Origin of the sequence: Pseudomonas sp. ES3-33 (assembly GCF_000952175.1) — a bacterium.
In the GTDB taxonomy this organism is placed as follows: domain Bacteria; phylum Pseudomonadota; class Gammaproteobacteria; order Pseudomonadales; family Pseudomonadaceae; genus Aquipseudomonas; species Aquipseudomonas gregormendelii.
The window spans coordinates 1-24206 of record NZ_JZRI01000004.1 but is presented as its reverse complement, the minus strand read 5'-3'; the positions used below and the strand labels follow the sequence as shown (position 1 = coordinate 24206).

17 protein-coding genes and 1 pseudogene are annotated in these 24206 nt (G+C 59.9%); 9 read left to right on the top strand and 9 right to left on the bottom strand.

Features of this window, described 5'->3' with window-relative positions:
- Positions 1-837 precede the first annotated feature (837 nt).
- From imm40 to UB23_RS00460, 7 genes are all read right to left on the bottom strand, one after another.
- The gene (imm40, locus tag UB23_RS00480; protein ID WP_045057431.1) at positions 838-1167 is read right to left on the bottom strand and encodes an Imm40 family immunity protein; all 330 of its coding nucleotides are present in this window, start codon (positions 1165-1167) and stop codon (positions 838-840) included.
- A gap of 135 nt (positions 1168-1302) precedes the next feature.
- Entirely contained in the window at positions 1303-1734 is a 432-nt protein-coding gene (locus tag UB23_RS00475; RefSeq protein ID WP_152644216.1) for a hypothetical protein, read from the bottom strand.
- Between the two features lie 110 nt (positions 1735-1844).
- Positions 1845-2198, bottom strand: a complete 354-nt coding sequence (locus UB23_RS00470; RefSeq protein ID WP_052672951.1) for a hypothetical protein — start codon at positions 2196-2198, stop codon at positions 1845-1847.
- Complete coding sequence (locus UB23_RS30625; RefSeq protein WP_082069097.1) at positions 2199-2336, bottom strand: polymorphic toxin type 50 domain-containing protein; 138 nt, start codon at positions 2334-2336, stop codon at positions 2199-2201.
- A 157-nt stretch (positions 2337-2493) separates the two neighbouring features.
- A complete protein-coding gene (locus UB23_RS28120) occupies positions 2494-2805 on the bottom strand; it encodes a colicin (protein WP_082069096.1) in 312 nt (103 codons plus the stop codon).
- A complete protein-coding gene (locus tag UB23_RS00465) occupies positions 2802-12284 on the bottom strand; it encodes a two-partner secretion domain-containing protein (protein WP_052672950.1) in 9483 nt (3160 codons plus the stop codon). Before UB23_RS00465 ends, UB23_RS28120 begins: the two co-directional genes overlap by 4 nt.
- 38 nt (positions 12285-12322) lie before the next feature.
- A complete protein-coding gene (locus tag UB23_RS00460) occupies positions 12323-13966 on the bottom strand; it encodes a ShlB/FhaC/HecB family hemolysin secretion/activation protein (RefSeq protein ID WP_082069095.1) in 1644 nt (547 codons plus the stop codon).
- Between the two features lie 574 nt (positions 13967-14540).
- Between UB23_RS00460 and UB23_RS00455 the strand changes: the two genes are divergently transcribed.
- Positions 14541-16106: a methyl-accepting chemotaxis protein gene (locus UB23_RS00455; protein WP_045057428.1), complete on the top strand. Its 1566-nt coding sequence runs from the start codon at positions 14541-14543 to the stop codon at positions 16104-16106.
- 165 nt (positions 16107-16271) lie between these two features.
- Here the strand turns inward: UB23_RS00455 and UB23_RS00450 are convergent, their stop codons facing one another.
- On the bottom strand, positions 16272-16949 hold the full coding sequence (locus tag UB23_RS00450) for an alpha/beta family hydrolase (RefSeq protein WP_045057427.1): 678 nt from the start codon (positions 16947-16949) through the stop codon (positions 16272-16274).
- 96 nt (positions 16950-17045) lie between these two features.
- Here UB23_RS00450 and ccoN (UB23_RS00445) point away from each other — a divergent pair, with 96 nt between their 5' ends.
- The 8 genes from ccoN (UB23_RS00445) (at position 17046) to ccoP (UB23_RS00410) (ending at position 23944) form a co-directional block, all read left to right on the top strand.
- Positions 17046-18470: a cytochrome-c oxidase, cbb3-type subunit I gene (gene ccoN / locus UB23_RS00445; RefSeq protein ID WP_045057426.1), complete on the top strand. Its 1425-nt coding sequence runs from the start codon at positions 17046-17048 to the stop codon at positions 18468-18470.
- A gap of 10 nt (positions 18471-18480) precedes the next feature.
- Entirely contained in the window at positions 18481-19089 is a 609-nt protein-coding gene (ccoO, locus tag UB23_RS00440; RefSeq protein WP_045057425.1) for a cytochrome-c oxidase, cbb3-type subunit II, read from the top strand.
- Positions 19090-19290 carry a cbb3-type cytochrome oxidase subunit 3 gene (locus tag UB23_RS00435; protein ID WP_045057424.1) on the top strand — a complete coding sequence of 67 codons (201 nt, stop codon included), beginning with the start codon at positions 19090-19092 and terminating at the stop codon, positions 19288-19290.
- Positions 19287-20240 carry a cytochrome-c oxidase, cbb3-type subunit III gene (ccoP, locus tag UB23_RS00430; RefSeq protein WP_045057423.1) on the top strand — a complete coding sequence of 318 codons (954 nt, stop codon included), beginning with the start codon at positions 19287-19289 and terminating at the stop codon, positions 20238-20240. Before UB23_RS00435 ends, ccoP (UB23_RS00430) begins: the two co-directional genes overlap by 4 nt.
- A gap of 482 nt (positions 20241-20722) precedes the next feature.
- Positions 20723-22165 (top strand): cytochrome-c oxidase, cbb3-type subunit I, encoded by a 1443-nt coding sequence (gene ccoN, locus UB23_RS00425; RefSeq protein ID WP_045057422.1) that lies wholly within the window; start codon positions 20723-20725, stop codon positions 22163-22165.
- Positions 22165-22773 (top strand): cytochrome-c oxidase, cbb3-type subunit II, encoded by a 609-nt coding sequence (gene ccoO, locus UB23_RS00420; protein ID WP_009042961.1) that lies wholly within the window; start codon positions 22165-22167, stop codon positions 22771-22773. Before ccoN (UB23_RS00425) ends, ccoO (UB23_RS00420) begins: the two co-directional genes overlap by 1 nt.
- 5 nt (positions 22774-22778) lie before the next feature.
- Positions 22779-22964: a CcoQ/FixQ family Cbb3-type cytochrome c oxidase assembly chaperone gene (locus UB23_RS00415; RefSeq protein ID WP_003175465.1), complete on the top strand. Its 186-nt coding sequence runs from the start codon at positions 22779-22781 to the stop codon at positions 22962-22964.
- Complete coding sequence (gene ccoP / locus UB23_RS00410) at positions 22961-23944, top strand: cytochrome-c oxidase, cbb3-type subunit III (protein WP_045057421.1); 984 nt, start codon at positions 22961-22963, stop codon at positions 23942-23944. The genes UB23_RS00415 and ccoP (UB23_RS00410) overlap by 4 nt, the downstream gene beginning before the upstream one ends.
- A gap of 154 nt (positions 23945-24098) precedes the next feature.
- On the opposite strand, the pseudogene UB23_RS30030 reads toward ccoP (UB23_RS00410), so the two are convergent.
- A pseudogene (locus UB23_RS30030) lies at positions 24099-24206 on the bottom strand (IS110 family transposase); the annotation flags it as partial.

Here is a 24206-nt window from a genome sequence, read left to right as displayed (position 1 = left end):
AGATGTGTATAAGAGACAGGGACGCAGCCGTAAGCACAGCGACCTCCGATAGTTATGAGTTTGAGCAACTGACAAGAAACTTACTTTCCAAATAGCTCTGCCCGCCATTAGAACGCCGTTCTCCACCAGCATGCTCTCTTCTGAGATAACTAGACCCTCACTTTAAAAAGCGAGATTTTACTATCAGAAAATTTAACTACATCATCTACCACTGATAGACACTCGTTAGAATTAATCACGCTAAGGCCTAAACTTCCAAAATCCAGATACACTCCAACACAACCCTCATCAATATCACCAACCCTGTACTCATGCACCGACAAAACTTCCAAACCTAGATACTTATCCAACCCATTCGACGACTTAATCGGGTACGCAAACTCATCATTTATTTCAGACAAATCCTGCAATTCCGGATCCGAATCTAACCTTACAAACCTTGACACCCCCTCGCTAATTGTTAGTGACACCCACCCAGAGCTCGACAACTTAAAAAACAACACCAAAAACTCACAAACCAAATTTCCGCTCATAACAAATGAGCGAAATCTGACATCGCGCAACACCTCATTTATCAGCACAGCCGCTCCCGACCCACATTAAGATTTAGATAACTCCTCTTGAAGCAATGTATCAAACTCGTATTTCCCATCTGGCTTTACTCGCAGATTTACAGTGCTATTTGTCTTGGAGCAGATGTTTGAGTCTAAATGACAGCCTCTGCGTGAATTAACTTTTCAGTTACCTGCCGGACCTGCTAGAACAGTCCGCGGCACGGTAGCAGCTACCTCGCCGGTTGCTTTGGACCCACTCTTAACCTGAGCAACTCTTCCCGCATCATACTTTAGGCACTAGCGAAAAAAGCACCTTCGGCATCAAGCAGCTAAGAATATAACTCTTTGCCTTATCTGAACTGCGCTTCAGAAAAACTGAATCAGACTCATCGGGGCCTTGATCGCAGTGCCAACTGTCGTACGTCTGCTCTGCATTCTCGCCAACCAATTGATATACATCTCCTCCAAGAATCGCGATCCCGAGAGCCTGGAGTTCATAAATAGCATGTAAAGCGTCATCACGAGCCAGGGCCCAATTCCGCACCCCCCAACGGTCTAGGAATATACCTCGATTTAGAATAGAATCAATTTGCTCCGACCATATAATACTCATAGATCACTCCACCGAGGTCGGTTTGAATAGTCGATAATTGATTGATCTGACCCAATACTTTATCTGTGTATTTCGTGCCTGCAAAGAAATCATCCGCTACGGCACATCCGCCTTTTGCACCAACAAGCTACAAAATCAGGTCTCCTTACGAACTAGAGTGCTCTCCATAAATTTCAGCACCTCTCTTGGCTCGCGTTCAACAATCCCTACATAATGCTGATACTCATTAACCAACAACGAATACCCTAAAATAGAGTGTATTCCGAAAACATCGAACAGAACCCTATAGTCAGCGCTCGACTGAGTAATACAGAACTCCCACCCTGATGGGATTTGAGAGTCTATCAAGTCAAACAGGTTGCTAGGAGCCCAGAAAGGTGGCTGGTCAGGAGCCCGCAATAAATAATCCACCCGATCAAAAATAAACGATAAAGCGTACACCAAAAAATTTTTACCCATCGTTAACGGAGAGTAATCAGCTTCATCAACTTCACCCAAATACCGCTTCGATGGTGGAATAGCTTCACCAAGACTATATTTGCATTTAGCTAGCATGGTCTTACTCACTTAAACTTAAAATCATCAATAGCTGTAACCCCACTGCCCCGAAGTATACGTAGCCGGCTTAACAGTCCACCCTGTCGAACCTAACCCCAGCGGCGCATTGTTTGTAGCTGCTAAGCCTGCCGAAACCGAAGCCTACCCTTTTGCACCAACTTAATCACTTGAACTTCACGTCGCCTGAATACCCAAACCCCATCATCAAATATCGGCTCCGTGGCATCTAGCCGAAAACATTTCACTGTAACCGTCCAGTCCTCTTCGTAATCAGCAAGTACCTCAGTTTCAACGCAGGAGGCAGACTCAAAAGCATCGTCATCAATTTCCCCGTCGAAATAGAATCTAACACTCAAAAACAATTCCGAAACTGAAAAAACAACAGCACGAAGGTTTCCTGAAACTTCCCCTAGCAATGCCTTTTGAATACTTAGCCGGGCCATCACGATAGCATTATCAAGAGAGCACATCATTCACGGCCTCGCTGGCACAATATGGATACCATCCTTAGAGTAGTGAATTATTCCATTCGCTGTAGGTGTTGCCACGCCTGCTCCATCTATATACGCCCTATAGCCCCACCAAAATTTATCCTTTTTGGAGCCTGGCATCCCATTGGAATATTACCGACCTGTTGTCCAGTTCCAGCACTTACGGCAAGCTTGCAGGGGTCACTTGTCAAAACACTACAGCTTGGCGTGTGCGAATTATGACCTGGAAAGTGCTTCTCTTGGACACTCCATTTAACGGCAGGCGTCTCTTTTTAACCTACAGGTCATATTCTCGGCGACAGTAGATGAAGCCATCAAGACACTCAAGACGCCCTATTGAACCAAGTACAAACTTACAATCTAAATTCACATGAGAAATTTTGTCTTGCCCAATTGAGGCTGAAATATTTGTGGCAACAACCTCTAAGCTTTCCCAGTCAAAGTCTGTAGGCGACCTATCAAGATAGTAACGAACAAGTAATACCCCATCATCTGACAGTGAAATAGCAATCGCCCTTATTGCAGGATATATCTCACCAATCAGAGCACGCCAAACACATAAAACTAACCAATCAGGGAAAGCTTTCATGGTTTCGCTCCGACAGTAGTAGGATTTGTTGGAACAATATGGGCTCCGTTTTTACCTGAATGTATTGTTCCGTATCTTGTCGCCAAGCCTGACGTGCCATCAACACCAATATTTTTGCCAAAATCAACTATTGGCTGACCTCTTGAACCATAACCTACGACAGGAAACTCTCCCGCATGAGCACCATTCAACAGTTTTTGAGGATTGATCCCCTCATTAAGATGGCTGCGTCCGGGAAGAAAATTGTTATGCCCCAAAATATGCTTGCCTTGCTGGCCAGCATGGATGGTACTAGCCACGTTGTCCAGCGAGGCACCCGCCGCTTTTGCACCACCGATACCACCAGGCCGCATCCCCCCAAGCACGGTACCCAGCATTGCTCCAGCAAAAGCAGTAGAAAATCTGGAATCGTCACCATCTCTAGCGGCTGCGAGTTCGGTAGCGATTTCAGAACCAGCAGCAATATTACTGTTGGTGATGAGTACGCCTACGATGGCGGCTTGATTGTATTCGCCACGGGCTTTCAGATCGTTTGCCAGGGCCCTGAGCTTTGGATCATCCTTCAAAAGTTGCGTCGACAACGCGTCACAACCCGTCGGATCGCTTTGACAGAGCGAGCTCAACTCTTTGTTTCTGTTTTCATCAAGCTCGGCGTAATGCTCCCGAACCCTGTTCTTACCCTCTTCAGTCGACTGACCGTCGACCTCTCGCAGCATTTCTACGACTTCTTTGTGATTCAGGTAGTTGTACTGCGTAGCGTTCTGCGCCACCCACGCACCGGTTTGCAGGCTTTCGCCATCCGCATCCCGCTGCGTTGCCGCCGCGAGCACACCCACCAGTTGCGAGGTCATGCTCAGCAGGTTTTCGTTTCCACCTACCAACCTATCGAGCTGGACGACTAAGGCTTCGTTGGCGCCCGCCGCCAGGGCGCCGGTCTTGAAGTCGCCGCCGCTGACTTGCGCCAACAGGCCACCGACCATGGCGTGAATCAAGACTTTTGGCGGACTGCCGTCAGGGAAGAGGCCGTGTGTGGCATCTCCTGCCGCATTGAAGCTCGCAGCCGCCAAGGTGTTGAACAGCGTGTTTTGCAAAGCGCTGCCCAGATCTCCGCCCTGCCCCATGATCTTGTTCAGCGCCAGCGAGGTGCCGTTTTGCAGGCCCTGATTGGCGGCGAATCGGCCGACGTTTCCCCATGTCCCGAGATCGGTTGTGATCTTGCCGGTCACCGGATTGGTGGTGGTACCGGTCCATTCGTTGAAGTAGCCCGCGGTCATGCCGGCCGTGAGGCCGGAAATGGCGTAGCCCTTGAGGGCATCGCTGGAGGTGACGTCTTTGAACACGGCGCCCAGGTTGCCGCCGTTGTTGATGAAGCTGACGGTGGCGTTGGTTGCCGCGCTTGTGGCGATGGCTGCCCCACCTGCGGCCACTGCGCCAGTACCGCCCAATGCCGACATGGCAGCAGGGCCGACAAAGGCCGCCATCAGGATGGCGATCGCCAGTTGTGCGCCAACGCCCAGTCCCGAGTTGCTGTACTGATAGGCGTCGTGGATTTCCTGGACCAAACGCCAATCCACATCCCCACGCTGCTCCGCATCCTTGAGCCAAGCCAGGTTCGGGTCGGCCTGCACCATGGCATCAATGGTCTCGCCTACCGACTTCTGGTCGATGGCCTTGAGGTCGATGTTCAACCCGTTCGCGGCATTGATCGCCATCTGCCCTTGTGCGACCAATTGGCTCTGGCGCAGGGTTTCATCGGTGTTGCCTTTGCCTGAGGCGGAGTTCCAGGCCAGGTCGCCTTTGCTCTTTTCGTGGCTCTCCTGGTGCATGTCCTTGACGGCTTCGAAGGTGATGCTGCCGCCACTTTGCAGGGTCAGGTCGTTGCCGCTGTCGAGCTTGGCGCCCTGGTACAGCTGATCTCCGCCGCTGACCAGCGTCAGGTCGCCGCCGGTGTTGATTTGGCTGCCGATGTTCTTGATGTCGGTGACTTCGTCACGCTGGGTTTCCTTGCTGCCCCAACCGCCCTTCTTTTCCTTGTCGTACAGGGAGTAGTCGCTGTCTTGGGCGGCGAGCAGTTGCAGGTTGCCGCCGGCGACCAGGTAGGCTTCCTGGCCGGCGGTGACGGTGCTGGCGATCAGCGTGAGGTCCTGGCCGGCGCCGAGGGTGACGTTGCCGCCGGCGTTGAGGCTGGTACCGACCTGGCTGACGTGGTCTTCCTGGGCTTCGACTTTGTGGGTTTTGCTGTAGCTGTGGTCTTCGTTGGCAGCAGCGGCCAGGGTGAGGTTATTGCCGGCGTTGAGGGCGAGGTCGCGCTGGGCGTCCAGTTGGCTGGCGACGATGGCGAGGTCGTGGCCGGCGTTGATGGACAGGTCGCGGCCTGCTTCGAGGCTGGCGCTGTGTTGGGTGACGGCGAGGTCGCGGTTTTTGCTGCCGTGTTCGTTGCTGTTGAGTTGTGTGGCCGAGCCGAGGGTGACGTCGCGGCCGGCGCTGATGCTGGTGTCGCGGCCGCTTTGCAGGACGCCGCCGAGGTTGTTGAAGTCGCGGCCTGCGGTGATGGTGAGGTCGTTGGCGGCTTCGATGCGTGCGGCATTGTCGACGAAGTCGCGGTGCTGGGTGTTGAAGCCGTTGCTGCTGTCGTGGCTGGTGACGGTGCGTTCGTTGCTGATGTCGCCGGTGAGGCTAGTCAGGCTGACGTCGCGGCCCTTGATGATGCCGCCGGCCTGGTTGGTGAGGTCGTTGCCGGCGAGCAGGTCGAGGCGATTGCCGGCCTGCACCAGGCCGCTGTTGACCAGGTTATTGCCAGCCATGGCGGCGAGGTTGCCGGTGGCCTTGAGGGTGCCGGCGTTGTCGAGGTTGTGGCCAGCGATCAGGCTGACGTCCTGGCCCTGGACCAGCGCGCCGTTGGCGGCCAGGCGGTTGTCGGACTGGGCCAGGTACAGCACGGGGACCATGACTTGCTGGCCGTCGACGATCGCGGTTTCCAGCCAGACGATGTCGTGGGTCAGGGCCGCTACTTGCTCGGCGGTGAGGCTGACGCCCAGCGACAGCATCAGCGAGTCCTTGCTGGCGATGGCGTTGTCCATCAGGTAGCGGAACATGTCTTCGTCGGAGGTCAAGCCGTCGAGATAGCGCTGGCCGGTGTGGGCGACCACGGCTTGCTGGATCAGCTGCTGCTCGTAGAAGCCGTCGCCCAGGCGCTTGGCGCTGTCGTCGGGGTTGTAGCCGAGTTGGCTGAGCAGGCAGTCCGAGCTCATGAATTGCTTGAGGTCGGTGAGTGCCGGGTTGGTTTCGATCAGGTATTTATGCGGCTGGGATTGCCCGGTGTTGCCAGGCAGGCCCTGGACCTTGGCCACATTGACCGCGCCGGCCATGCCCTGGTTGCCGGACGGGTCGGGGCTGATGTCGCGCCCCTCGGTGCCGGGTATGGCGTGTTGCCGCTCGGCCGCACCGACGCTGGCCTCGCTGAGGTTCCAGCTGTGCGGGCCGGTGTCGCCCTGGGTACTGCCCTGGCCACTGAGGCGGAACAAGCCGTTCTGCCCGGTGGGCAATTCGAACCCTGGCAGCGCCAGTGGGTTGATTTGCTGTTGTGCCAGGTCCGGGGGCAGTTGCTGGTTAAGGGTCACGCGGGTGGAAAATGCGTTGCCCGGGGCGCTGGTATTGGTGCTCGGGCCACTGCCGACGTACTCGAAGCCGGCCCGCACCACGCTGTTGTCGAAGTCGTTCTGGGTGGTGATGTTGACGTTGCCGCCGGCCTGGATGATCGCGGCGTAGCGTTGGTCACCGGTGCTCAGTTGGGTCACGCGACCAAACTGCGGCAGTTCAGCTTCGGTGGTGCCGATGAACTGGCTCATGGCCGCCGCCAGGCCGCCGAGGTTGCCGGCGTCGTAGCCGTTGCCGTGCAGCCAGTAACGGTCGGTGAACGCCTGGGCCATGTTGACCCAGCCGCTGCCATTGCTGGCGCGTTGGGTACGAAACACGCGCACGGTTTCGGTATCGGAGGTCTGCACGCCGGTGTTGGTCAGGTTGTTCAGCGTGGCGCTCAGATTGCCGCTGGTGGCCAGGGTGCTGCTGTGGTTGAGCAGGTCGCCGCCGTTAAGAATCAGGTCGCCACCGGCGGTGATGCTCGACGCGGCACTGGCGGCGGTGACTTGCAGTTTTTCGCGCTGCACGATTTCCCAGACGCGGTTTTGCTTGCCGCCGCAGTCACCGGCGTTGACGCCTTCGATGCAGGGGATTTGTTCGATTTTGGCGGTGTAGATGCCCTCGTCAGAGACCGTCAGCAGCGCACGAATGTTTTTGATGGTGCTGGCGGCCAGGCTCATGCGGCCGTCGCTCTGCATCAGGCCGGAGCTGTTGACGATGCTGGAGGCCCAACCACCGTCGCCGTCACGGTCGATGTCCAGGTCGCCCAGGCTGTAGAGGCTGGCGTAGCTGTTGGTGAGCGATGCGACGCGCAGGCCCATGTCCCAGCCACTGAAGATCAGGCCGTGATCATTGAGCAACGCTGCCGTGGTGAGGGTGAGGTCTTGGCCGCTGCCCAGGGTGCCGTAGTTGTTCACGGCGCCTGCGTGCAGCATGAGGTCGGCGCTGGAGGTCAGGCGACCGTAGTTGTTCAGCACGCCGGCGACGGTGATCAGGCTGTCGCCGCCGCTGGCGATGCTCGCGACTTCAGGCAGGTTCAATTGCCCGGTGCTCAGGATTAAGTCACCTCGGCTGCTGAGGCGACCCTTGCCGGTGTAGAGGCCGCTCAGGCCCAGGTCCAGGCTGCCGTCGCTGGCGATCAGGCCGTCGTTGCGCCAGTTCACGCCGGTGCCGATCAGGCTGTCGGCGGCCAGCAACTGGCCGCTGGCGCTCTGGGTGAAGTCGTTGACGTTGACGCTCAGGCGCCCGGCCTGGATGACGCTGCTGTTGGTCCACTGGTCGGCCGTGAGGGTCAGGCCGCCCCGGGTGATGAGGTCGCCGCCGGCATTGATGACGTTGGCGGTGGCGATATCGAAGGTGCCGTTGCCGACGTGCAGCACGGTGCCGCCGGTGTTGAGGAAACCGCCCAGGCCCAGGCTCAGGTCGGTGTTGGCGCTTTCCAGGGTGCCGTGGCGGTTGTCCAGCAGGCCCGCGATTTGGAAACGGCTGGCGCCTTGGGTGCCGAGGGCGCGCAGTTGACCGCCCTGGTTGTCCAGGTGGGCGGCGGCGATGTTGAGGGTGCTGTCGCTCTCGAGGATGCCTTGGGCATTACTCAGGGCACCGGCCAGGCTGAAGTCGATCTGTTGAGCGGCGATCTGCCCTGCGCGGTTGTCCAGGTCGGCGCCGTTGACGCTGAGGCGTTGTGCGGCGTAAAGGCCGCCACTGCGGTTATCGAAGTGGCCGGTGTTGAGGAGCACATCGCCCGATTGAGCGGCAAGGCGCCCGCCCTGGTTGTCGATACTGGCCGTCGTCAGGTTCAGGCGCTCGGCCTGGGTGGTGCCGCCCTGGCCGCTGATCAGGTGGATGCCGTTTTGCAGCCAACCGCTGAGGGTGGCGGTCAGTGTGGCGTGCAGGCTGGCCAGGACGCCGCCGCGGTTATCGAGGTTGCCGGCGTTGAGGTTAAGGTCACCGTGCTGGGCGAGGATACGACCTTGCTGGTTGTCGATATCACCGGCAACGTCCAGGGTCAGCACGCCCTGGCTTTGCAGGGTGCCTTGGCCGTTGCTCAGGCGTGCGGCTTGCAGCTGCACATCGCCGTGCTGGCTGTAGATCAGGCCGTCGGCGTCGTTTTGCACCACGCCCGTGGCGGTCAGCGTCAGCAGGTCGTTGGCGGCGACTGTGCCACGCTGGCGGTTGTCCAGGCCGCCCGTCAGGAGGGTGAACAGCCCTTGGCTGGCGAGTTGGCCGCCCTGGTTGTCTACCTGTGTGGCGCTCAGGCGCAAAGGCCCGGCGCTGGCGAGTTTGCCCTGGGTATTGGTCAGGGCGCCGAGCAGGTTGAGGGTGACGGCGTTGTTGCCGATCAGGCTGGCGCTGCTGTTATCCAGCGCGTCGGCGGTGATGCCCAGGGCCTGCGCGGCACTGATGACTCCACTGCGGTTGTTGAGGGTTGAAGCCTGTACGGTCAGGGCAGCACCGCTGTCGATCTGGCCGCCCTGGCTGTTGTTCAACTCAGCGTCGACGGTCAGCGCCTGAGCGGCGGCGCTGGAGAGGATTCCGCCGTTGCGGTTGTCGAGGCTGCCGGCTTTGACGGTCAGGTTGTGCTGACTGACCAAGGCGCCGGCATCGCTGTTGAGCAAGGCGTTTTTGACGGCTACGTCGAGGTTACCGTTGCGGCTGGAGAGCGTGCCGTTATTGCGGTTGTCCAGGTTGCTGGCATTGACGGCCAGCCCTTCCCAGCCGGAAATCAAGCCGTTCTGGTTGGTCACGCCAAGGCCGTCGAGCGTCAGGTACTGGCTGCTGATGAGCTTGCCGTTGTGGTTATCGAGGTGGCGGCCGGCGAGTGAGAAGCTTTGCTCGCTGGAGATCTCGCCGCCTTGGTTGTTCAGGTCGCGCAGGTGGTGGATGCCCAGCGCACCAGCGGTGGTGATCAGGCCACCGGCGTTGTTCAGGTCGCCGCCCGCCGCGCCGAAATCCAGGGCGATGGCGCTGCCCAGCAGCGATCCGCCGGTTTGGTTGTTCAGCGCGACGGTCTGGATATTGAGGCGCCGGGTGGCGTTGATCAGGCCGTGAGCCTGGTTGTCCAGCAGGCCGTCGACGCTCAGGTCGAGGGTGTCGCGACTGGTCAGGGTACCGCCCTGGTTGTTGACGCTAGCGGCCCGCACGTGGAGGGCCGACGCGGCGATCAGGCCTTTGAGGTTGCCCAGCGCCTGCTCCACGCGCACGGTCAGTGCCTGGTTGCTCAGCAGTCTGCCGTCGCGGTTGTCCAGGCTGTTGGCGGCGAAGGTAAAGGCTTGGGCACTGGAGATTTCCCCGCCCTGGTTGTTCACTTCGTTGAGGTGGCTGAGTATCAGCAGCGGTGCGCTGATCAGGCCGTTCTGGTTGTTCAACTGGCCGCGATTGAGGTTCAGGCTCAGCGCGCTGTTGCTGAACAACAGGCCGCCTTGTTGGTCCAGGCCGGTGACGTTGGCGCTCAAAGCCTGGTCGCTGGCGATGCGGCCTGTGTCCTGGTTGGTCAGCTGGGCGGCCGTCAGTTCAAGGGTATCGCTGCTGGTCAGGCGCCCGCCGTGGCTGTTATCGAACGCGCCCGTGTCGAGGCGCACAGGGCCTTTGCCACTGATGTTGCCGCGCTGGCGATTATCCAGGCTGGCGCTGTGCAGGCTGAGGCTGGCATCGGCGACCAGTTGACCACCCTGGTTGTCGACCACACCTAGGCTGGTCAGGCTAAGTGGACCGGCACTGGACAGGCTGCCCTGGCGATTGGTCAGGCTCGCGGCGCTCACCGTCAGTGCGCCTTCGCTGCTGATTGAACCGCCGAAATTGGTCAGGGCAGCGTCGAGGCGGATATCCACTGCCGACAAGGCGCTGACCGTCCCGCCGCCGTTGTCCAGGGTCTGACCGGCCAATGAGACATTGCCCTTGGCCTGCAGCAAGCCCTGGTTTTGGTTAAGCAAGTGTGCGACGCCAAGGCTCAGGTCGGTGCCGGCCAGCACCTTGCCGCCGTCACTGTTGTTCAGTTGCTGGCCGCTCAGGTTCAGCGCTGCCGAGCTGGAAAGCTCCCCGCCTCGGTTATCCACCGTATCGACCTGGACGGTCAGCACGTTGGCCGCGCCGAGCAAGCCGTTGTGGCGGTTATCGAGCGAGGTGCCGCTCAGGTTCAGGTTACCCTGGGCGATCAGTTCACCGCCCTGGTTGTCCAGGTGCGTAACGCTGAGGTCAAGATCGCCGGTAGCGCTGACCCGTCCATTCTGGCGGTTATCCAGGGTGCTGCCCGAGAGGCTCAACGCCTGGTTTGCACCCAATTGACCGTTACGGTTATTGATCGCGCCGCTGGCGGTGAGGCGAAGGTCCTGCCCGGCCATGATCAGGCCGGCGACGTTGTCGAGGGATGCCACATTAAGGACGGCCGCTGCAGCGCTGGAGAACTCACCCGCGCTGTTATCCAGGTGACCCACCTGCGCCTCGAGCGAGCCGCGACTGTTGATCAGGCCCTGTTGGTTGAGCACTTGGTCCGCGTGCAGGGTGAGGCTGTTGTGGCTGAGCACCCGACCCTGCTCACGGTTGTCCAGCGTCGAGGCAGTGACCTGCACGCCGTTTTGCGCACTCAGCGTGCCGCCACGGTTATCCAGGGTTTGGCTGACGCCCGCGTCGAGGTTGCGACTGGCCGTCACGCTACCGCTGTTGCGCACGTTCTGCGCACTGAGGCTGATATCGCCGACGCTGTTGCGGCTGTTGTCGGCATTGACGCCGGCCTCGATGATGCCGCTGTTGGTCAGCTGGCCACCGGCGCTCAGGCTGATGCGATCACGGGCAGCCAGGCTTTGCCGGTTGCTTGAGGCGCCGTTGGTTTTAACCTCCAGGGTGGTGCCGGCATAGACCGGACCTTGCGCATCCAGGCTCGCCGCCTTGACGCTGATGCCTTGGCTGGACGCCGCCTGGGCCAGGGTCAGATGACCATTGGCATCGATCTGGATATCGCCACCGCTGGCGGCCAGGTTGCCGGCTAACCGAACCCCGACACCGGCTTCGGTGCCCACCAGTTTGATGGCGCCGGCGTACATGCCACCCAGCGCGGTGGAGTCAATGGCCAGCTGTGGCTTGACGCTGCCGTCGTCGGCACGCGCCGTGGCATTGAGGGTCTGTGCGTCAACGTCGTTGCGGCCCGCGATCAGGGTCAGGTTGCGGGCGTTGATCTGCGCATTGAGCCTGGCCGTGCGGGTGATGATCTCGAAGCTGTCCACGTTGCCGGCATTCAGCCCCGCACCCTCGATGCTCACGCTGCCGCCATCGACCTGAAAGTGATCGAGGCGTCCGTTGTTCAGGATCGGGGTGCCGGTGGTAAGGGTGGCACGTGGGGTGTTGATGAAGCCGCAGCCGTTGCAACTGATGCCATAAGGGTTGGCGACGATGACGCGCGCCGATGGCCCCGCGACTTCGGTATACCCGCGCAGGTGGCTCGGATTACCGCCGTTGACTTCGTTGAGAATGGTGCTGGCCGCCGAGCCCTGCAGGTTCGGGTTGCCGAGAATGATCCCGCCCAGTTGCGTGGCCTGGGTGCGCGTCGTGGCGTTGTTGAGGATCACCCCGTTGGCGCCGACGTTGTAGTCGCTGAACTGATTGTGCGACAGGCCACTCGCATTGGGCGCGGCGATGTTGACGATGGGCACGCCATTGCCGGCCTGGCCCAGTGAGGTGCCGGGGCCGCTGACCACAATGCCATCGGCCTGCACCAGCAGCGGCTGCCAGAACAGCGCATTGGCCAGGATCAGCGCCAGGCCGCGCTTGGGCAGGCCGCAGAAGCGTTCAGGGCTTGCAGGGGCGGCAGAAGGCTGGTGGGCCCGGTGGGCGAAGGGACGGGTCGGCATATCAATCTCGATGCAACAGGGCGTTGTCGGCAATAGGGTTACAGGAAGAAGTCCAGGCGAAAGTAGATCGGCGCTTCACGCTCCGTCATCGCGGCCGGGCGTTTCAGGGAGTGGGCGAAGGTCACGCCGGCAGACAGGTGCTGGCCGCGGGCAAACAGCTCCAGCGAATGGCTGGAGAGGCGCCCGTGCTGATCACCGTTGTAACGGTCGTGGGTAATTACGCCTTGGTCGTAGCCCAGGCTGGCGCCGTATTCGGCCAGGGCCGGGCGCAACCAGGCCACGGTCAGCGGGCGTGCCCAGCGCAGGTCGTTGCGCCAGTAGGCACCGCTGTCACCGCTCAGTTGCTGGTCCTTGAAACCGCGCAGCGAGGACGCGCCGCCGAGGCTGATGCGTTGCGCGCTGAACAACACATCGTCGGTGTGCTGGCCGGTGACCAGGCTGGTGAAACTCAGGGACTCGCCCCCCAGGGTGAAAGGCTGCAGGTAACTGGCGGTGGCGGTGTACTTGCGAAAACGCGCCTCGGGTTCACCGGGGCCGGGATGCCCTGCGCTTTGCGCGTCGAAGGCGCCGATGCCCTGCTGTAGGCCCAGGTCGAAGTTGATGAAGGCGCTGGCGACCCGGCGACCGTGGTTGATGCCCCACTGCAGCTCGCTCAGCCGATTGCTGCTCAGGTCCAGGCGACTGTCCTCGATGTAGGCGTTGGTGCGCAGGTGCGCGACACCGAGGCTCATCGAGGTTTTGCTTAAAGCGTCGCGATGGATCACCCGTTCTGCGCGCAGCAGGTGGTGCTGGCTGTCGCCGGACTGCTTGAAGTTGAAACCATTGGCCTGGACCTGCGAGCGGTAATCGCTCTGGCTATAGCTGTAGCTGAAGTTCCACCAACCCCAGGGCAGGCTGTAATAGAGCATGGCGTTTTGCGAGGTCTTGCGTCGGTCGCTGACGGCATCGTGGCCACCGCGCAGCACCAGTTGATCGGCCAGGCCCAGGGGGCTGTCCCATTCCAGGGCGGTGCCCCATTGCTGTTCACCGGTGGATTTTTGCCCGTCGTTGTTGCGCGACACGCTGGCGCGCCAGGGTTTCTGCGCAGTGTTCTCCACCCTTACCCGGGTGCCGCCCACCTGCGCGCCCGGCGCCAGTTCCATGCGGGCCTGGTTCGATGGCAACCGGTTGAGCTGGTCGACCAGTTGCTCGATCTGACGCAGGTTCAACAGCTCGCCATCGGCGCCGGGAAACGCCATGGCCAATTCACGCGCCGACAGCCCGCTGTCCTCTGCGCGGTCCAGGCCTTCAAGCGTGCCTTCGACCACGAGCACTCTCAGGTGGCCGCTGGACAGGTCCTGTTGTGGCAAATAGGCGCGACTGGTGACCAGCCCGCTGGACAGGTAATACTCGGTGATGACCTTGAGCAGCTCGTTGAGCCGGGCCACGTCCAGGCATTGGCCGAGGTAGGGTTTGAGCAGGCGCGAACGCGCGCCGGCGGGCAGGTGCTGGGCGCCCTCGATGTTGATCGTGTCGATGGCAAAGCAACGGGAATCAGCGGGCATGGCCGGTGCGTCTGGCATGCTCGGGCTGCCGGGCAACGCCTTGAGCTCTTCCAGCCGCTGGCGCTGCTCTTGCAATAAGCGATTCTGGCGATCACGGATAATGTCCTGATCGCCGGGATTGGTAACGGGCGCGGCCATAGTGCTGCTGATAACGCTTATATAAATAAACGAAACGCACGTAAGGAATTGCGCCCTCGACAGTAATGAGGGCAACTTGGAGAACCGGGTAATAAACGAGGGGGACTAAAGTAACACTGTGATTGGCACTCGCTACCCCTTGAAACAATGCCGCTGGAGACAACAGGAACATTCCTACATACAGCGGTTAAGTTTTCCTACAGAACTTTCTGATACTTTGTTCTTTTGCAGTTTCCTCGCACAGGCAGTGCTTTGCGGGCTGTATTAAATGCTCAAGCTAAGCGTGAGGCTAAAATATTCAGCCAATGATTAAACTTGGTCTTCACTCTCAACTTTCTTATTGATCATGAAGTCAATGTAGGAGCTGCCGCAGGCTGCGATCTTTTGATCTTCGTTTCTTGAAAATCAAGGTCAAAAGATCGCAGCCTTCGGCAGCTCCTACAGGGGGGCTTTGTTTCATTTCGCGGGATCTGGTGGCTGTCAGGCCGTCTTTGCGGGCCATGGGCAATAAAAAAATTCAACAAATCCCTGGCGCCGCCGAAACCCTGTGAAAGCCTCACGGATTGAATATGCCATGCGTAATAACCAGCCCATCACTCAACGCGAGCGGACCTTCCCGGCTCAGCAGCGGTTGATTTCCACGACCGATGCCAAGGGCGTGATTTCCTACTGTAACGACGACTTTGTCGAGATCAGCGGGTTTTCGCGTGAGGAACTGATCCGTGCGCCGCACAATCTGGTTCGTCATCCTGACGTGCCATCGGCGGTGTTCGCGCATATGTGGGGCACGCTCAAGCAGGGTCAGCCCTGGATGGGCATCGTCAAGAATCGCTGCAAGAGCGGTGATCACTATTGGGTTAACGCCTATGTGACGCCGATCTTCGAAGGCAATCAGGTGATCGGTTACGAGTCGGTGCGGGTCAAGCCGACTGCTGAGCAGATCCGTCGTGCCGAGGCGTTGTATCAGCGGCTTAACCAGGGCAAGTCGGCGGTTCCTGCCAGTGATAAGTGGCTGCCGGTTGTGCAGGATTGGTTGCCGTTTATTCTGGTGAGCCAGTTGAGTTTCATGATTGGCGCCACGCTGACTTCGCACTGGGGCTTTGCCCTTGCCGCCGGGCTTTCGGTGCCGTTGGGCCTGATGGGCTTGAGCTGGCAGCAGCGCGGCTTGAAGCGCTTGTTGCGTTTGGCTGAGCAGACCACCTCCGATCCGTTGATTGCGCAGATGTACACCGACAGCCGTGGCGCACAGGCGCGGTTGGAGATGTCGATTCTGAGTCAGGAAGCGCGTCTGAAGACCTGCCTGACCCGTTTGCAGGACACTGCCGAGCATCTGACCGATCAGGCCAGGCAGTCCGACACCCTGGCGCACAACAGTTCGACTGGCCTTGAGCGTCAGCGGGTTGAGACCGAGCAGGTGGCGACTGCGGTGAACCAGATGGCGGCGACAACCCAGGAAGTGGCCAGCCATGTGCAGCGCACGGCGGATGCCACCCAGGAAGCCAATCGCCTGACGGGGCGTGGTCGTACCATTGCCGGGGAAACCCGTGATGCCATTCAGCGCCTGTCGGTGGTGGTTGGGGAAACCGGGATGACCGTGACCCAACTGGCCAAGGACAGTGACGAGATTGGTGGTGTGGTGGACGTGATCAAGGGTATCGCGGACCAGACCAACCTGCTGGCGCTGAACGCGGCGATCGAAGCGGCCCGTGCCGGTGAGATGGGTCGTGGCTTTGCGGTGGTGGCGGATGAGGTGCGGCAACTGGCGCAGCGGACCAGTGAGTCCACCGGGCAGATTCATGCGCTGATCGCCAAGCTGCAGCAGACGGCCAGTACCGCCGTGCAGACCATGGAAGCCGGGCATCGTCAGGCCGAGGAAGGTGTGGCGCGGGTGCTGGAGGCGGATCAGGCGTTGGTGGGGATCAGTGAGGCGGTGGCCAATATTACTGACATGACGACGCAGATTGCGGCGGCGACTGAGGAACAGAGTGCTGTGGCTGAGGAGATCAGTCGCAATATCAGCAATATTTCGCAGCTGGCGGATCAGACGTCGGAGCAGGCGCAGCATTCGGCGTTGTTGAGTGAAGAGCTGACGAAGACGGCGAGTACGCAGTATTCGTTGGTTGAGCGGTTTAATCGGTAGGGTTGAGGGTTAGATTCAGATCAAGATCAAAAGATCGCAGCCTTCGGCAGCTCCTACGGGGGCGTGTATGAGCAGAAACCCGGGTAGCTTCCGGGTTTTTTGTTGCTGCACAAAACCTGTGGGAGCGGGCTTGCCCGCGATGAGGCCCTGCAGCCACCGCAAATGTCACTGAAGGAAATCGGCAACCTTCTGCGCAGCAGCGGCCAGGTGTTGTTCGTGGGTAAAGCCGGAGGCTTTCAGGGGCTTGAGGTCATGATCCCCCGCCACCAGCCAGAACACCTCGATGCTCGATGACAATTGGTACCCTTCGACAACCTCCCGATTCCCCAGCGCATCCCGCTCGCCCTGCACAATCAGCGTACGGGTCTTCAAGCCGGCCAGGTGTTCCACCCGCGGTTTCTCCGGCTTGCCCACTGCGTAGAACGGATACCCCAGGCACACCAGCGCATCCGCGCCCAGTTCATCCGCCAGCAAACTGGCCATCCGCCCGCCCATGGACTTGCCGCCGATGGCCAGTTTCCCGGCGACATGGGGTCGCACCAGGGCATACACCTCCCGCCAGCATTCCAGCAGTTTCGGCGCCGGATTCGGTGGGCGTTTGCCGCCGTCGATACGCCGTTGCGCCATGTACGGAAACTCGAAGCGCAGCACGTTGACCCCAAGTGCAGCAAGGCGCGCCGCCATGTCGTTCATCCAGGCGCTGTCCATCGGCGCACCGGCGCCATGGGCGAGGATCAACGTCGCAGATGCCGGCCCTACAGCGGCATCCCATAACCATCCGTGATCCTGCACACACCGCGCCCATTGATCCCCGTCAATACTGGCCTTGTGCTCTTTGTCCATGCTTGCCTCGCTTTTAGTCTGCCTATAACTCCAGGCGAAGGACGCGCTGCCTTGTCGCACGCGTGCTCACTTCGGCTGAACCGTGGATGGGGAACCATGAACACTTCTATCAGTACCGCCTACAACTACAAGGTGGTCCGCCAATTCGCCATTATGACGGTGGTGTGGGGCATCGTCGGCATGGGGCTCGGGGTTTTTCTCGCGGCCCAATTGGTGTGGCCCGAGCTTAACTTCGATTTGCCGTGGACCAGCTTCGGGCGCCTGCGCCCTTTGCACACCAACGCGGTGATCTTCGCCTTCGGCGGTTGTGCCCTGTTCGCCAGTTCGTTTTATTCGGTGCAACGCACCTGCCAGACGCAGTTGTTTGCGCCAAAAATTGCCGCGTTCTGTTTCTGGGGCTGGCAAGTGGTGATCCTGCTGGCGGCGATCAGCCTGCCGCTGGGTTACACCAGTTCCAAGGAATACGCCGAGCTGGAATGGCCGATCGACATTCTGATCACCATCGTCTGGGTCGCCTACGCCGTGGTGTTCTTCGGCACGATCATGCAGCGCAAGACCAAGCACATCTACGTCGGCAACTGGTTCTTCGGTGCGTTCATCATCACCGTGGCGATTCTGCACATCGTTAACAACCTTGAGCTGCCGGTGAGTTTCACCAAGTCCTATTCGGTGTATGCCGGTGCGACCGATGCGATGGTGCAGTGGTGGTACGGCCACAACGCGGTGGGCTTTTTCCTCACGGCCGGCTTCCTTGGCATGATGTATTACTTCGTGCCCAAGCAGGCCGAGCGGCCGGTGTATTCCTATCGCCTGTCGATCGTGCACTTCTGGGCGCTGATCACCCTGTACATCTGGGCAGGTCCGCACCACTTGCACTACACCGCGCTGCCGGACTGGGCGCAGTCGCTGGGCATGGTGATGTCGCTGATTCTGCTGGCTCCAAGCTGGGGCGGGATGATCAACGGCATGATGACCCTGTCGGGCGCCTGGCATAAGTTGCGCAGCGATCCGATCCTGCGCTTCCTGGTCGTCTCGCTGGCGTTCTACGGCATGTCGACCTTTGAAGGTCCGATGATGGCGATCAAGACCGTCAACGCCCTCTCCCACTACACCGACTGGACCATTGGCCACGTACACGCCGGTGCACTCGGCTGGGTGGCGATGATTTCCATCGGCGCGCTGTATCACATGATCCCGAAAATCTTCGGTCGTGCGCAGATGCACAGCATCGGCCTGATCAACGCGCACTTCTGGCTCGCGACCATCGGCACCGTGCTGTACATCGCCTCCATGTGGGTCAACGGCATTGCCCAGGGCCTGATGTGGCGCGCTATCAACGAAGACGGCACGCTGACCTACTCCTTCGTCGAAACCCTGGTGGCCAGCCACCCAGGCTTCGTCGTGCGCCTGGTAGGCGGCGCGATCTTCCTGAGCGGCATGTTCCTGATGGCTTACAACACCTGGCGCACCGTACGGGCCTCGCAGCCTGCCGACGTCGCCACTGCCGCGCAGATCGCCTGAGGAGTCCGCGATGAAACACGAAACAATCGAGAAAAACGTCGGCCTGCTCATGCTGTTGATGGTGCTGGCCGTGAGTATCGGCGGCCTGACCCAGATCGTGCCGCTGTTCTTCCAGGACGTGACCAACAAGCCGGTGGAAGGCATGAAGCCCTACACCGCGCTGCAGCTGGAAGGGCGCGACATCTACATTCGGGAAGGTTGCGTGGGTTGCCATTCGCAGATGATCCGGCCGTTCCGCGCCGAAACCGAACGCTACGGGCACTACTCGGTGGCCGGCGAGAGCGTGTGGGATCACCCGTTCCTGTGGGGTTCCAAGCGTACCGGACCGGACTTGGCCCGGGTCGGCGCCCGCTACTCGGATGACTGGCATCGCGCGCATTTGTACAACCCGCGCAACGTGGTGCCCGAGTCGAAGATGCCGGCCTACCCATGGCTGGTCACGCAGGCGGTGGACAGCAGCCATACCGAAACCAAGATCCGCACCATGCGCACCCTCGGCGTGCCGTACACCGATGACGACGTCAGCGGCGCGGTGGCCAGCCTCAAGGGCAAGACCGAGATGGACGCCCTGGTTTCTTACCTGCAAGTGCTCGGCACTGCCATCAAGAGCAAGAGGTGAGTGATGTTTGAGATGAGCACTGGAATGATCCGCGGCCTGGGCACGGTCGTGGTGTTCGTGGCCTTCGTCGGCCTGACGCTGTGGGTGTTCAACACCAAGCGCAATCCGGAATTCGCCGAAGCGCGCCTGCTGCCGTTCGCCGACGAGCCGCAACCTGACAGCCCCCCAGAACCTGCAACAACAAGGAGTACCCGGTCATGACCACTTTCTGGAGTACGTGGATCTGCGTACTGACCATCGGCAGCCTGATCGGCCTGACCTGGCTGCTGATCGGCACCCGCAAGGGCGAGACCAAGGGCAGCGTCGACCAGACCATGGGCCACAGCTTCGACGGCATCGAGGAGTACGACAACCCGTTGCCGCAGTGGTGGTTCATGCTGTTCGCCGGCACGTTGGTGTTTGCCGTCGGTTACCTGGTGCTGTACCCGGGCCTGGGCAACTGGAAAGGCATCCTGCCCGGCTATGAAGATGGCTGGACCGGCGTGCACGAGTGGGAAAGGGAGATGAACAAGGCTGACGCGAAGTTTGGGCCGATCTACGCCAAATTCGCGTCGATGCCCGTGGAAGAAGTGGCTAATGACCCGCAAGCGCTGAAGATGGGTGGCCGCCTGTTCGCCTCCAATTGCTCGGTGTGCCACGGCTCGGATGCCAAGGGCGCGTTCGGCTTCCCCAACCTCGCCGACAGCAACTGGCGCTGGGGCGGCGATGCCGAGATGATCAAGACCACGATCATGGGCGGTCGCATGGCGGCGATGCCGGCCTGGGGCGAAATCCTCGGTGAAGCCGGCGTGAAGAACGTGGCCGCCTACGTGCGTCACGACTTGGCAGGGCTGCCGTTGCCAGCGGATACCAAGGCCGACCTGCAAGCCGGCCAGCAAGCGTTCAGCACCACCTGCACGGCCTGTCACGGCGCGAATGGCCAGGGCACCGAGGCCATGGGCGCGCCGAACCTGACGCACCCGGCCGGCTTTATCTACGGCACCAGCCTGACGCAGCTCGAGCAAACGATTCGTCATGGTCGCCAGGGTCACATGCCGGCGCAGAATGAGCTGCTGGGCAACGATAAGGTGCAACTGTTGGCGGCTTATGTGTACAGCCTGTCCCACGGTTTGAATACCGATCGTTTGCAGGCTGAAGGCAAACGCGAATAGCTCTCGACCGCTCTACTGCCGCATTCGCCTGCATGCGGCAGTTCCCTGCTCCTTTGCGACCAAGTGTCGCACCCTTCCTTAGTACGCCTTTCGGTTCCCCGAATTCGGGTCTAAGCTTGCCCAGATGCGGACTGGCATGAGCCGGTTCCAGGTCGACCCGACGCGATGCGTTCGACGAATGTGCTCGATGACAGGCCGCAAAGGCTGGTAGATACCGGCTGTCGCGCAAATCGCCTCCTGTCACCTGATCGTTGTGTTTGAACACACCCCGTTACATCTGACCTGACCCCCTCGGCTCTTTCGTCTGCTGCGACATTTTGTCCATGGGCAATTTTGTCCTTACGCGGCGCATGGAAAGGCCGCAGAATCAGCTTTTGAAAGCATTGACCCAGGTCATGGCGCGTTGCAATGACCCCCCGCTTTCTACATACTTGCGGCCGATTTTTACTCCTAATAAAACACCCAAACCGTGGAACCTTAGAATGAGCACAGCAATCAGTCCGACTGCTTATAACTATAAGGTAGTCCGCCAGTTCGCCATCATGACGGTGGTCTGGGGGATCCTTGGCATGGGGCTTGGTGTCTTCATCGCCTCGCAACTGGTATGGCCGGAATTAAACTTCGGTCTGCCATGGACGAGCTTTGGACGCCTTCGCCCGTTGCACACCAACCTGGTGATTTTCGCCTTCGGTGGTTGTGCACTGTTTGCCACTTCTTATTACGTCGTGCAGCGAACCTGCCAAACGCGACTGATTTCCGACAGCCTCGCCGCCTTCACCTTCTGGGGTTGGCAAGCGGTGATCGTCGGCGCCATCGTTACCTTGCCGCTGGGTTACACCACCACCAAGGAATACGCTGAGCTGGAATGGCCTTTGGCTATTCTGCTGGCCATCGTCTGGGTCACCTACGGACTGGTGTTCTTCGGCACCATCACCAAGCGCAAGACCAAGCACATCTATGTGGGCAACTGGTTCTACGGTGCCTTCATCGTCGTGACGGCGATGCTGCACATCGTCAACCACGCTTCCCTGCCGGTCAGCTTCTTCAAGTCCTACTCGGCCTACGCCGGTGCAACGGATGCGATGATCCAGTGGTGGTACGGTCACAACGCGGTGGGCTTCTTCCTGACCACCGGCTTCCTGGGGATGATGTACTACTTCGTTCCGAAGCAGGCCGAGCGTCCGATCTACTCCTATCGCTTGTCCATCGTGCACTTCTGGGCGCTGATCACCCTGTACATCTGGGCCGGCCCGCACCACCTGCACTACACCGCTCTGCCGGACTGGGCTCAGTCCCTGGGCATGGCGATGTCGATCATCCTGCTGGCTCCGAGCTGGGGCGGCATGATCAACGGCATGATGACCCTGTCGGGCGCCTGGCATAAGCTGCGCACCGACCCGATCCTGCGGTTCCTGGTGGTCTCCCTGGCGTTCTACGGCATGTCGACCTTCGAAGGCCCGATGATGGCCATCAAGACCGTGAACTCGCTGTCGCACTACACCGACTGGACCATCGGCCACGTACACGCCGGTGCATTGGGCTGGGTGGCGATGATTTCGATCGGCGCGATCTACCACATGATCCCGAAACTGTTCGGTCGTGTGCAGATGCACAGCATCGGCCTGATCAACGCGCACTTCTGGCTCGCGACCATCGGTACCGTGCTCTACATCGCATCGATGTGGGTCAACGGCATCACCCAGGGCCTGATGTGGCGTGCAATCAACGACGACGGCACCCTCACCTATTCCTTCGTCGAAGCGCTGCAAGCCAGCCACCCGGGCTTCATCGTTCGCGCCCTGGGCGGTGCGTTCTTCGCCAGCGGCATGCTGTTCATGGCCTACAACGTATGGCGTACCGTACGTGCCTCGAACCCGGCTGAAGCCGAAGCTGCCGAACAGATTGCTGTAGTTGGAGCTCACTGATGAAGCATGAAGCAGTCGAGAAGAATATTGGCCTGCTGGCCTTCTTCATGGTTATCGCCGTCAGTATCGGCGGCTTGACCCAGATCGTTCCGCTGTTTTTCCAGGACGTCACCAACAAGCCGGTAGAAGGCATGAAGCCGCGTACCGCCCTTGAACTGGAAGGCCGCGACGTGTACATCGCCAACGGTTGTGTCGGCTGCCACTCGCAGATGATCCGCCCGTTCCGTGCTGAAACCGAACGCTACGGCCACTACTCGGTCGCCGGTGAAAGCGTCTGGGACCACCCGTTCCTGTGGGGTTCCAAGCGTACCGGCCCGGACCTGGCCCGTGTTGGCGGTCGTTACTCCGATGACTGGCAGCGTGCGCATTTGTACAACCCGCGCAACGTAGTGCCCGAGTCGAAAATGCCGGCCTACCCGTTCCTCGTGGAAAACAAGCTCGACGGCAAAGACACCGCCAAGAAAATGGAAGTCTTGCGCACGCTCGGCGTCCCTTACACCGACGAAGACATCGCCGGTGCCAAGGATGCTGTGAAGGGCAAAACCGAAATGGACGCGCTGGTGGCCTATCTGCAAGGCCTGGGCACCATCATCAAAAGCAAACGGTGATTTAGATGGATATCGGGATGATTCGTGGCCTGGGCACCGTTGTCGTGATGGTGGCCTTCATCGGTCTGGCGCTGTGGGTGTTCAGCCCCAAGCGCAAGTCGGAGTTTGAAGACGCTACCTTGCTGCCTTTCGCGGATGATCCCGAAGCCATCAAGCACGTCGAGCAAGCTTCTAGGAGTAACAAAGAATGACTACGTTCTGGAGTCTGTACGTCACAGTCCTCAGTCTGGGCACCATCTTCGCCCTGACCTGGCTGCTGCTGTCCACCCGCAAGGGCCAGCGCGCCGAGCAGACGGAAGAAACGGTTGGACACTCCTTCGACGGGATCGAGGAGTACGACAACCCGCTGCCGAAATGGTGGTTCATGCTGTTCGTGGGCACCATCATCTTCGCCCTCGGCTACCTGGTGCTCTACCCGGGCCTGGGCAACTGGAAAGGCCTGCTGCCAGGTTACAACTACCTGGATAACGAAAAGCAGACCGCGTTCGCCAACGGCCAGACCGGCTGGACCGGCGTGCACGAGTGGGAAAAGGAAATGGCCAAGTCGGACGCGCGTTTCGGCCCGATCTTCGCCAAGTTCGCTTCCATGCCAATCGAAGAAGTGGCCAAGGATCCGCAAGCACTGAAAATGGGTGGCCGCCTGTTCGCCTCCAACTGCTCGGTGTGCCACGGTTCCGACGCCAAGGGCGCCTACGGCTTCCCGAACCTGACCGACGCCGACTGGCGCTGGGGCGGCGAGCCCGAAACCATCAAGACCACCATCATGGGCGGTCGTCACGCGGTGATGCCGGCGTGGGCTGAAGTGATTGGCGAGCAAGGCGTGGCGGACGTGGCTGCCTACGTGCTGACCAACCTCGATGGTCGCAAGCTGCCGGAAGGCGCCAAGGCTGACCCGGCTGCCGGGCAGAAGTTGTTCGCGGCCAACTGCGTGGCGTGCCACGGTCCGGCCGGTAAAGGTACCCCGGCAATGGGTGCACCTGACCTGACCCACCCGGGCGCGTTCATCTACGGTTCGAGCTTCGCCCAACTGCAGCAGACCATCCGTTACGGCCGCCAGGGCCAGATGCCTGCCCAGGAACAGCTGCAAGGCAACGACAAGGTTCACCTGCTGGCCGCTTACGTCTACAGCTTGTCTCACGATGAGAAAGCTCCGACGGAAGATGCTCAGTAACCTTTGATGTAACAAAAACGGCCCCGCCCATGTGAATTGGCGGGGCCGTTTTGTTTATGGCCTATGCTCGCTTAACGCTTCACCTGTAGGAGCTGCCGTGGGCTGCGATCTTTTGATCCGCTTAATGCCCTACTTGTAGATACCGTCTTGAACCTCACTGAGCAAGCGCAAGTTTCGGGTCATATGGTTGGCCCGACTTGAGCACGCCGTAAACGAAATGCAGCAGCTTGCGCATCGCGGCACAGATGATCTGCTTGGGGGC

Bases quoted from the DNA above. Each gene is read 5' to 3' on its own strand.
- imm40 (WP_045057431.1), bottom strand. From the start codon at position 1,167: ATGAGTATTATATGGTCGGAGCAAATTGATTCTATTCTAAATCGAGGT.
- UB23_RS00470 (WP_052672951.1), bottom strand. From the start codon at position 2,198: ATGATGTGCTCTCTTGATAATGCTATCGTGATGGCCCGGCTAAGTATT.
- UB23_RS30625 (WP_082069097.1), bottom strand. From the start codon at position 2,336: ATGCCAGGCTCCAAAAAGGATAAATTTTGGTGGGGCTATAGGGCGTAT.
- UB23_RS28120 (WP_082069096.1), bottom strand. From the start codon at position 2,805: ATGAAAGCTTTCCCTGATTGGTTAGTTTTATGTGTTTGGCGTGCTCTG.
- UB23_RS00465 (WP_052672950.1), bottom strand. From the start codon at position 12,284: ATGCCGACCCGTCCCTTCGCCCACCGGGCCCACCAGCCTTCTGCCGCC.
- UB23_RS00460 (WP_082069095.1), bottom strand. From the start codon at position 13,966: ATGGCCGCGCCCGTTACCAATCCCGGCGATCAGGACATTATCCGTGAT.
- UB23_RS00455 (WP_045057428.1), top strand. From the start codon at position 14,541: ATGCGTAATAACCAGCCCATCACTCAACGCGAGCGGACCTTCCCGGCT.
- UB23_RS00450 (WP_045057427.1), bottom strand. From the start codon at position 16,949: ATGGACAAAGAGCACAAGGCCAGTATTGACGGGGATCAATGGGCGCGG.
- ccoN (WP_045057426.1), top strand. From the start codon at position 17,046: ATGAACACTTCTATCAGTACCGCCTACAACTACAAGGTGGTCCGCCAA.
- ccoO (WP_045057425.1), top strand. From the start codon at position 18,481: ATGAAACACGAAACAATCGAGAAAAACGTCGGCCTGCTCATGCTGTTG.
- ccoP (WP_045057423.1), top strand. From the start codon at position 19,287: ATGACCACTTTCTGGAGTACGTGGATCTGCGTACTGACCATCGGCAGC.
- ccoN (WP_045057422.1), top strand. From the start codon at position 20,723: ATGAGCACAGCAATCAGTCCGACTGCTTATAACTATAAGGTAGTCCGC.
- ccoO (WP_009042961.1), top strand. From the start codon at position 22,165: ATGAAGCATGAAGCAGTCGAGAAGAATATTGGCCTGCTGGCCTTCTTC.
- UB23_RS00415 (WP_003175465.1), top strand. From the start codon at position 22,779: ATGGATATCGGGATGATTCGTGGCCTGGGCACCGTTGTCGTGATGGTG.
- ccoP (WP_045057421.1), top strand. From the start codon at position 22,961: ATGACTACGTTCTGGAGTCTGTACGTCACAGTCCTCAGTCTGGGCACC.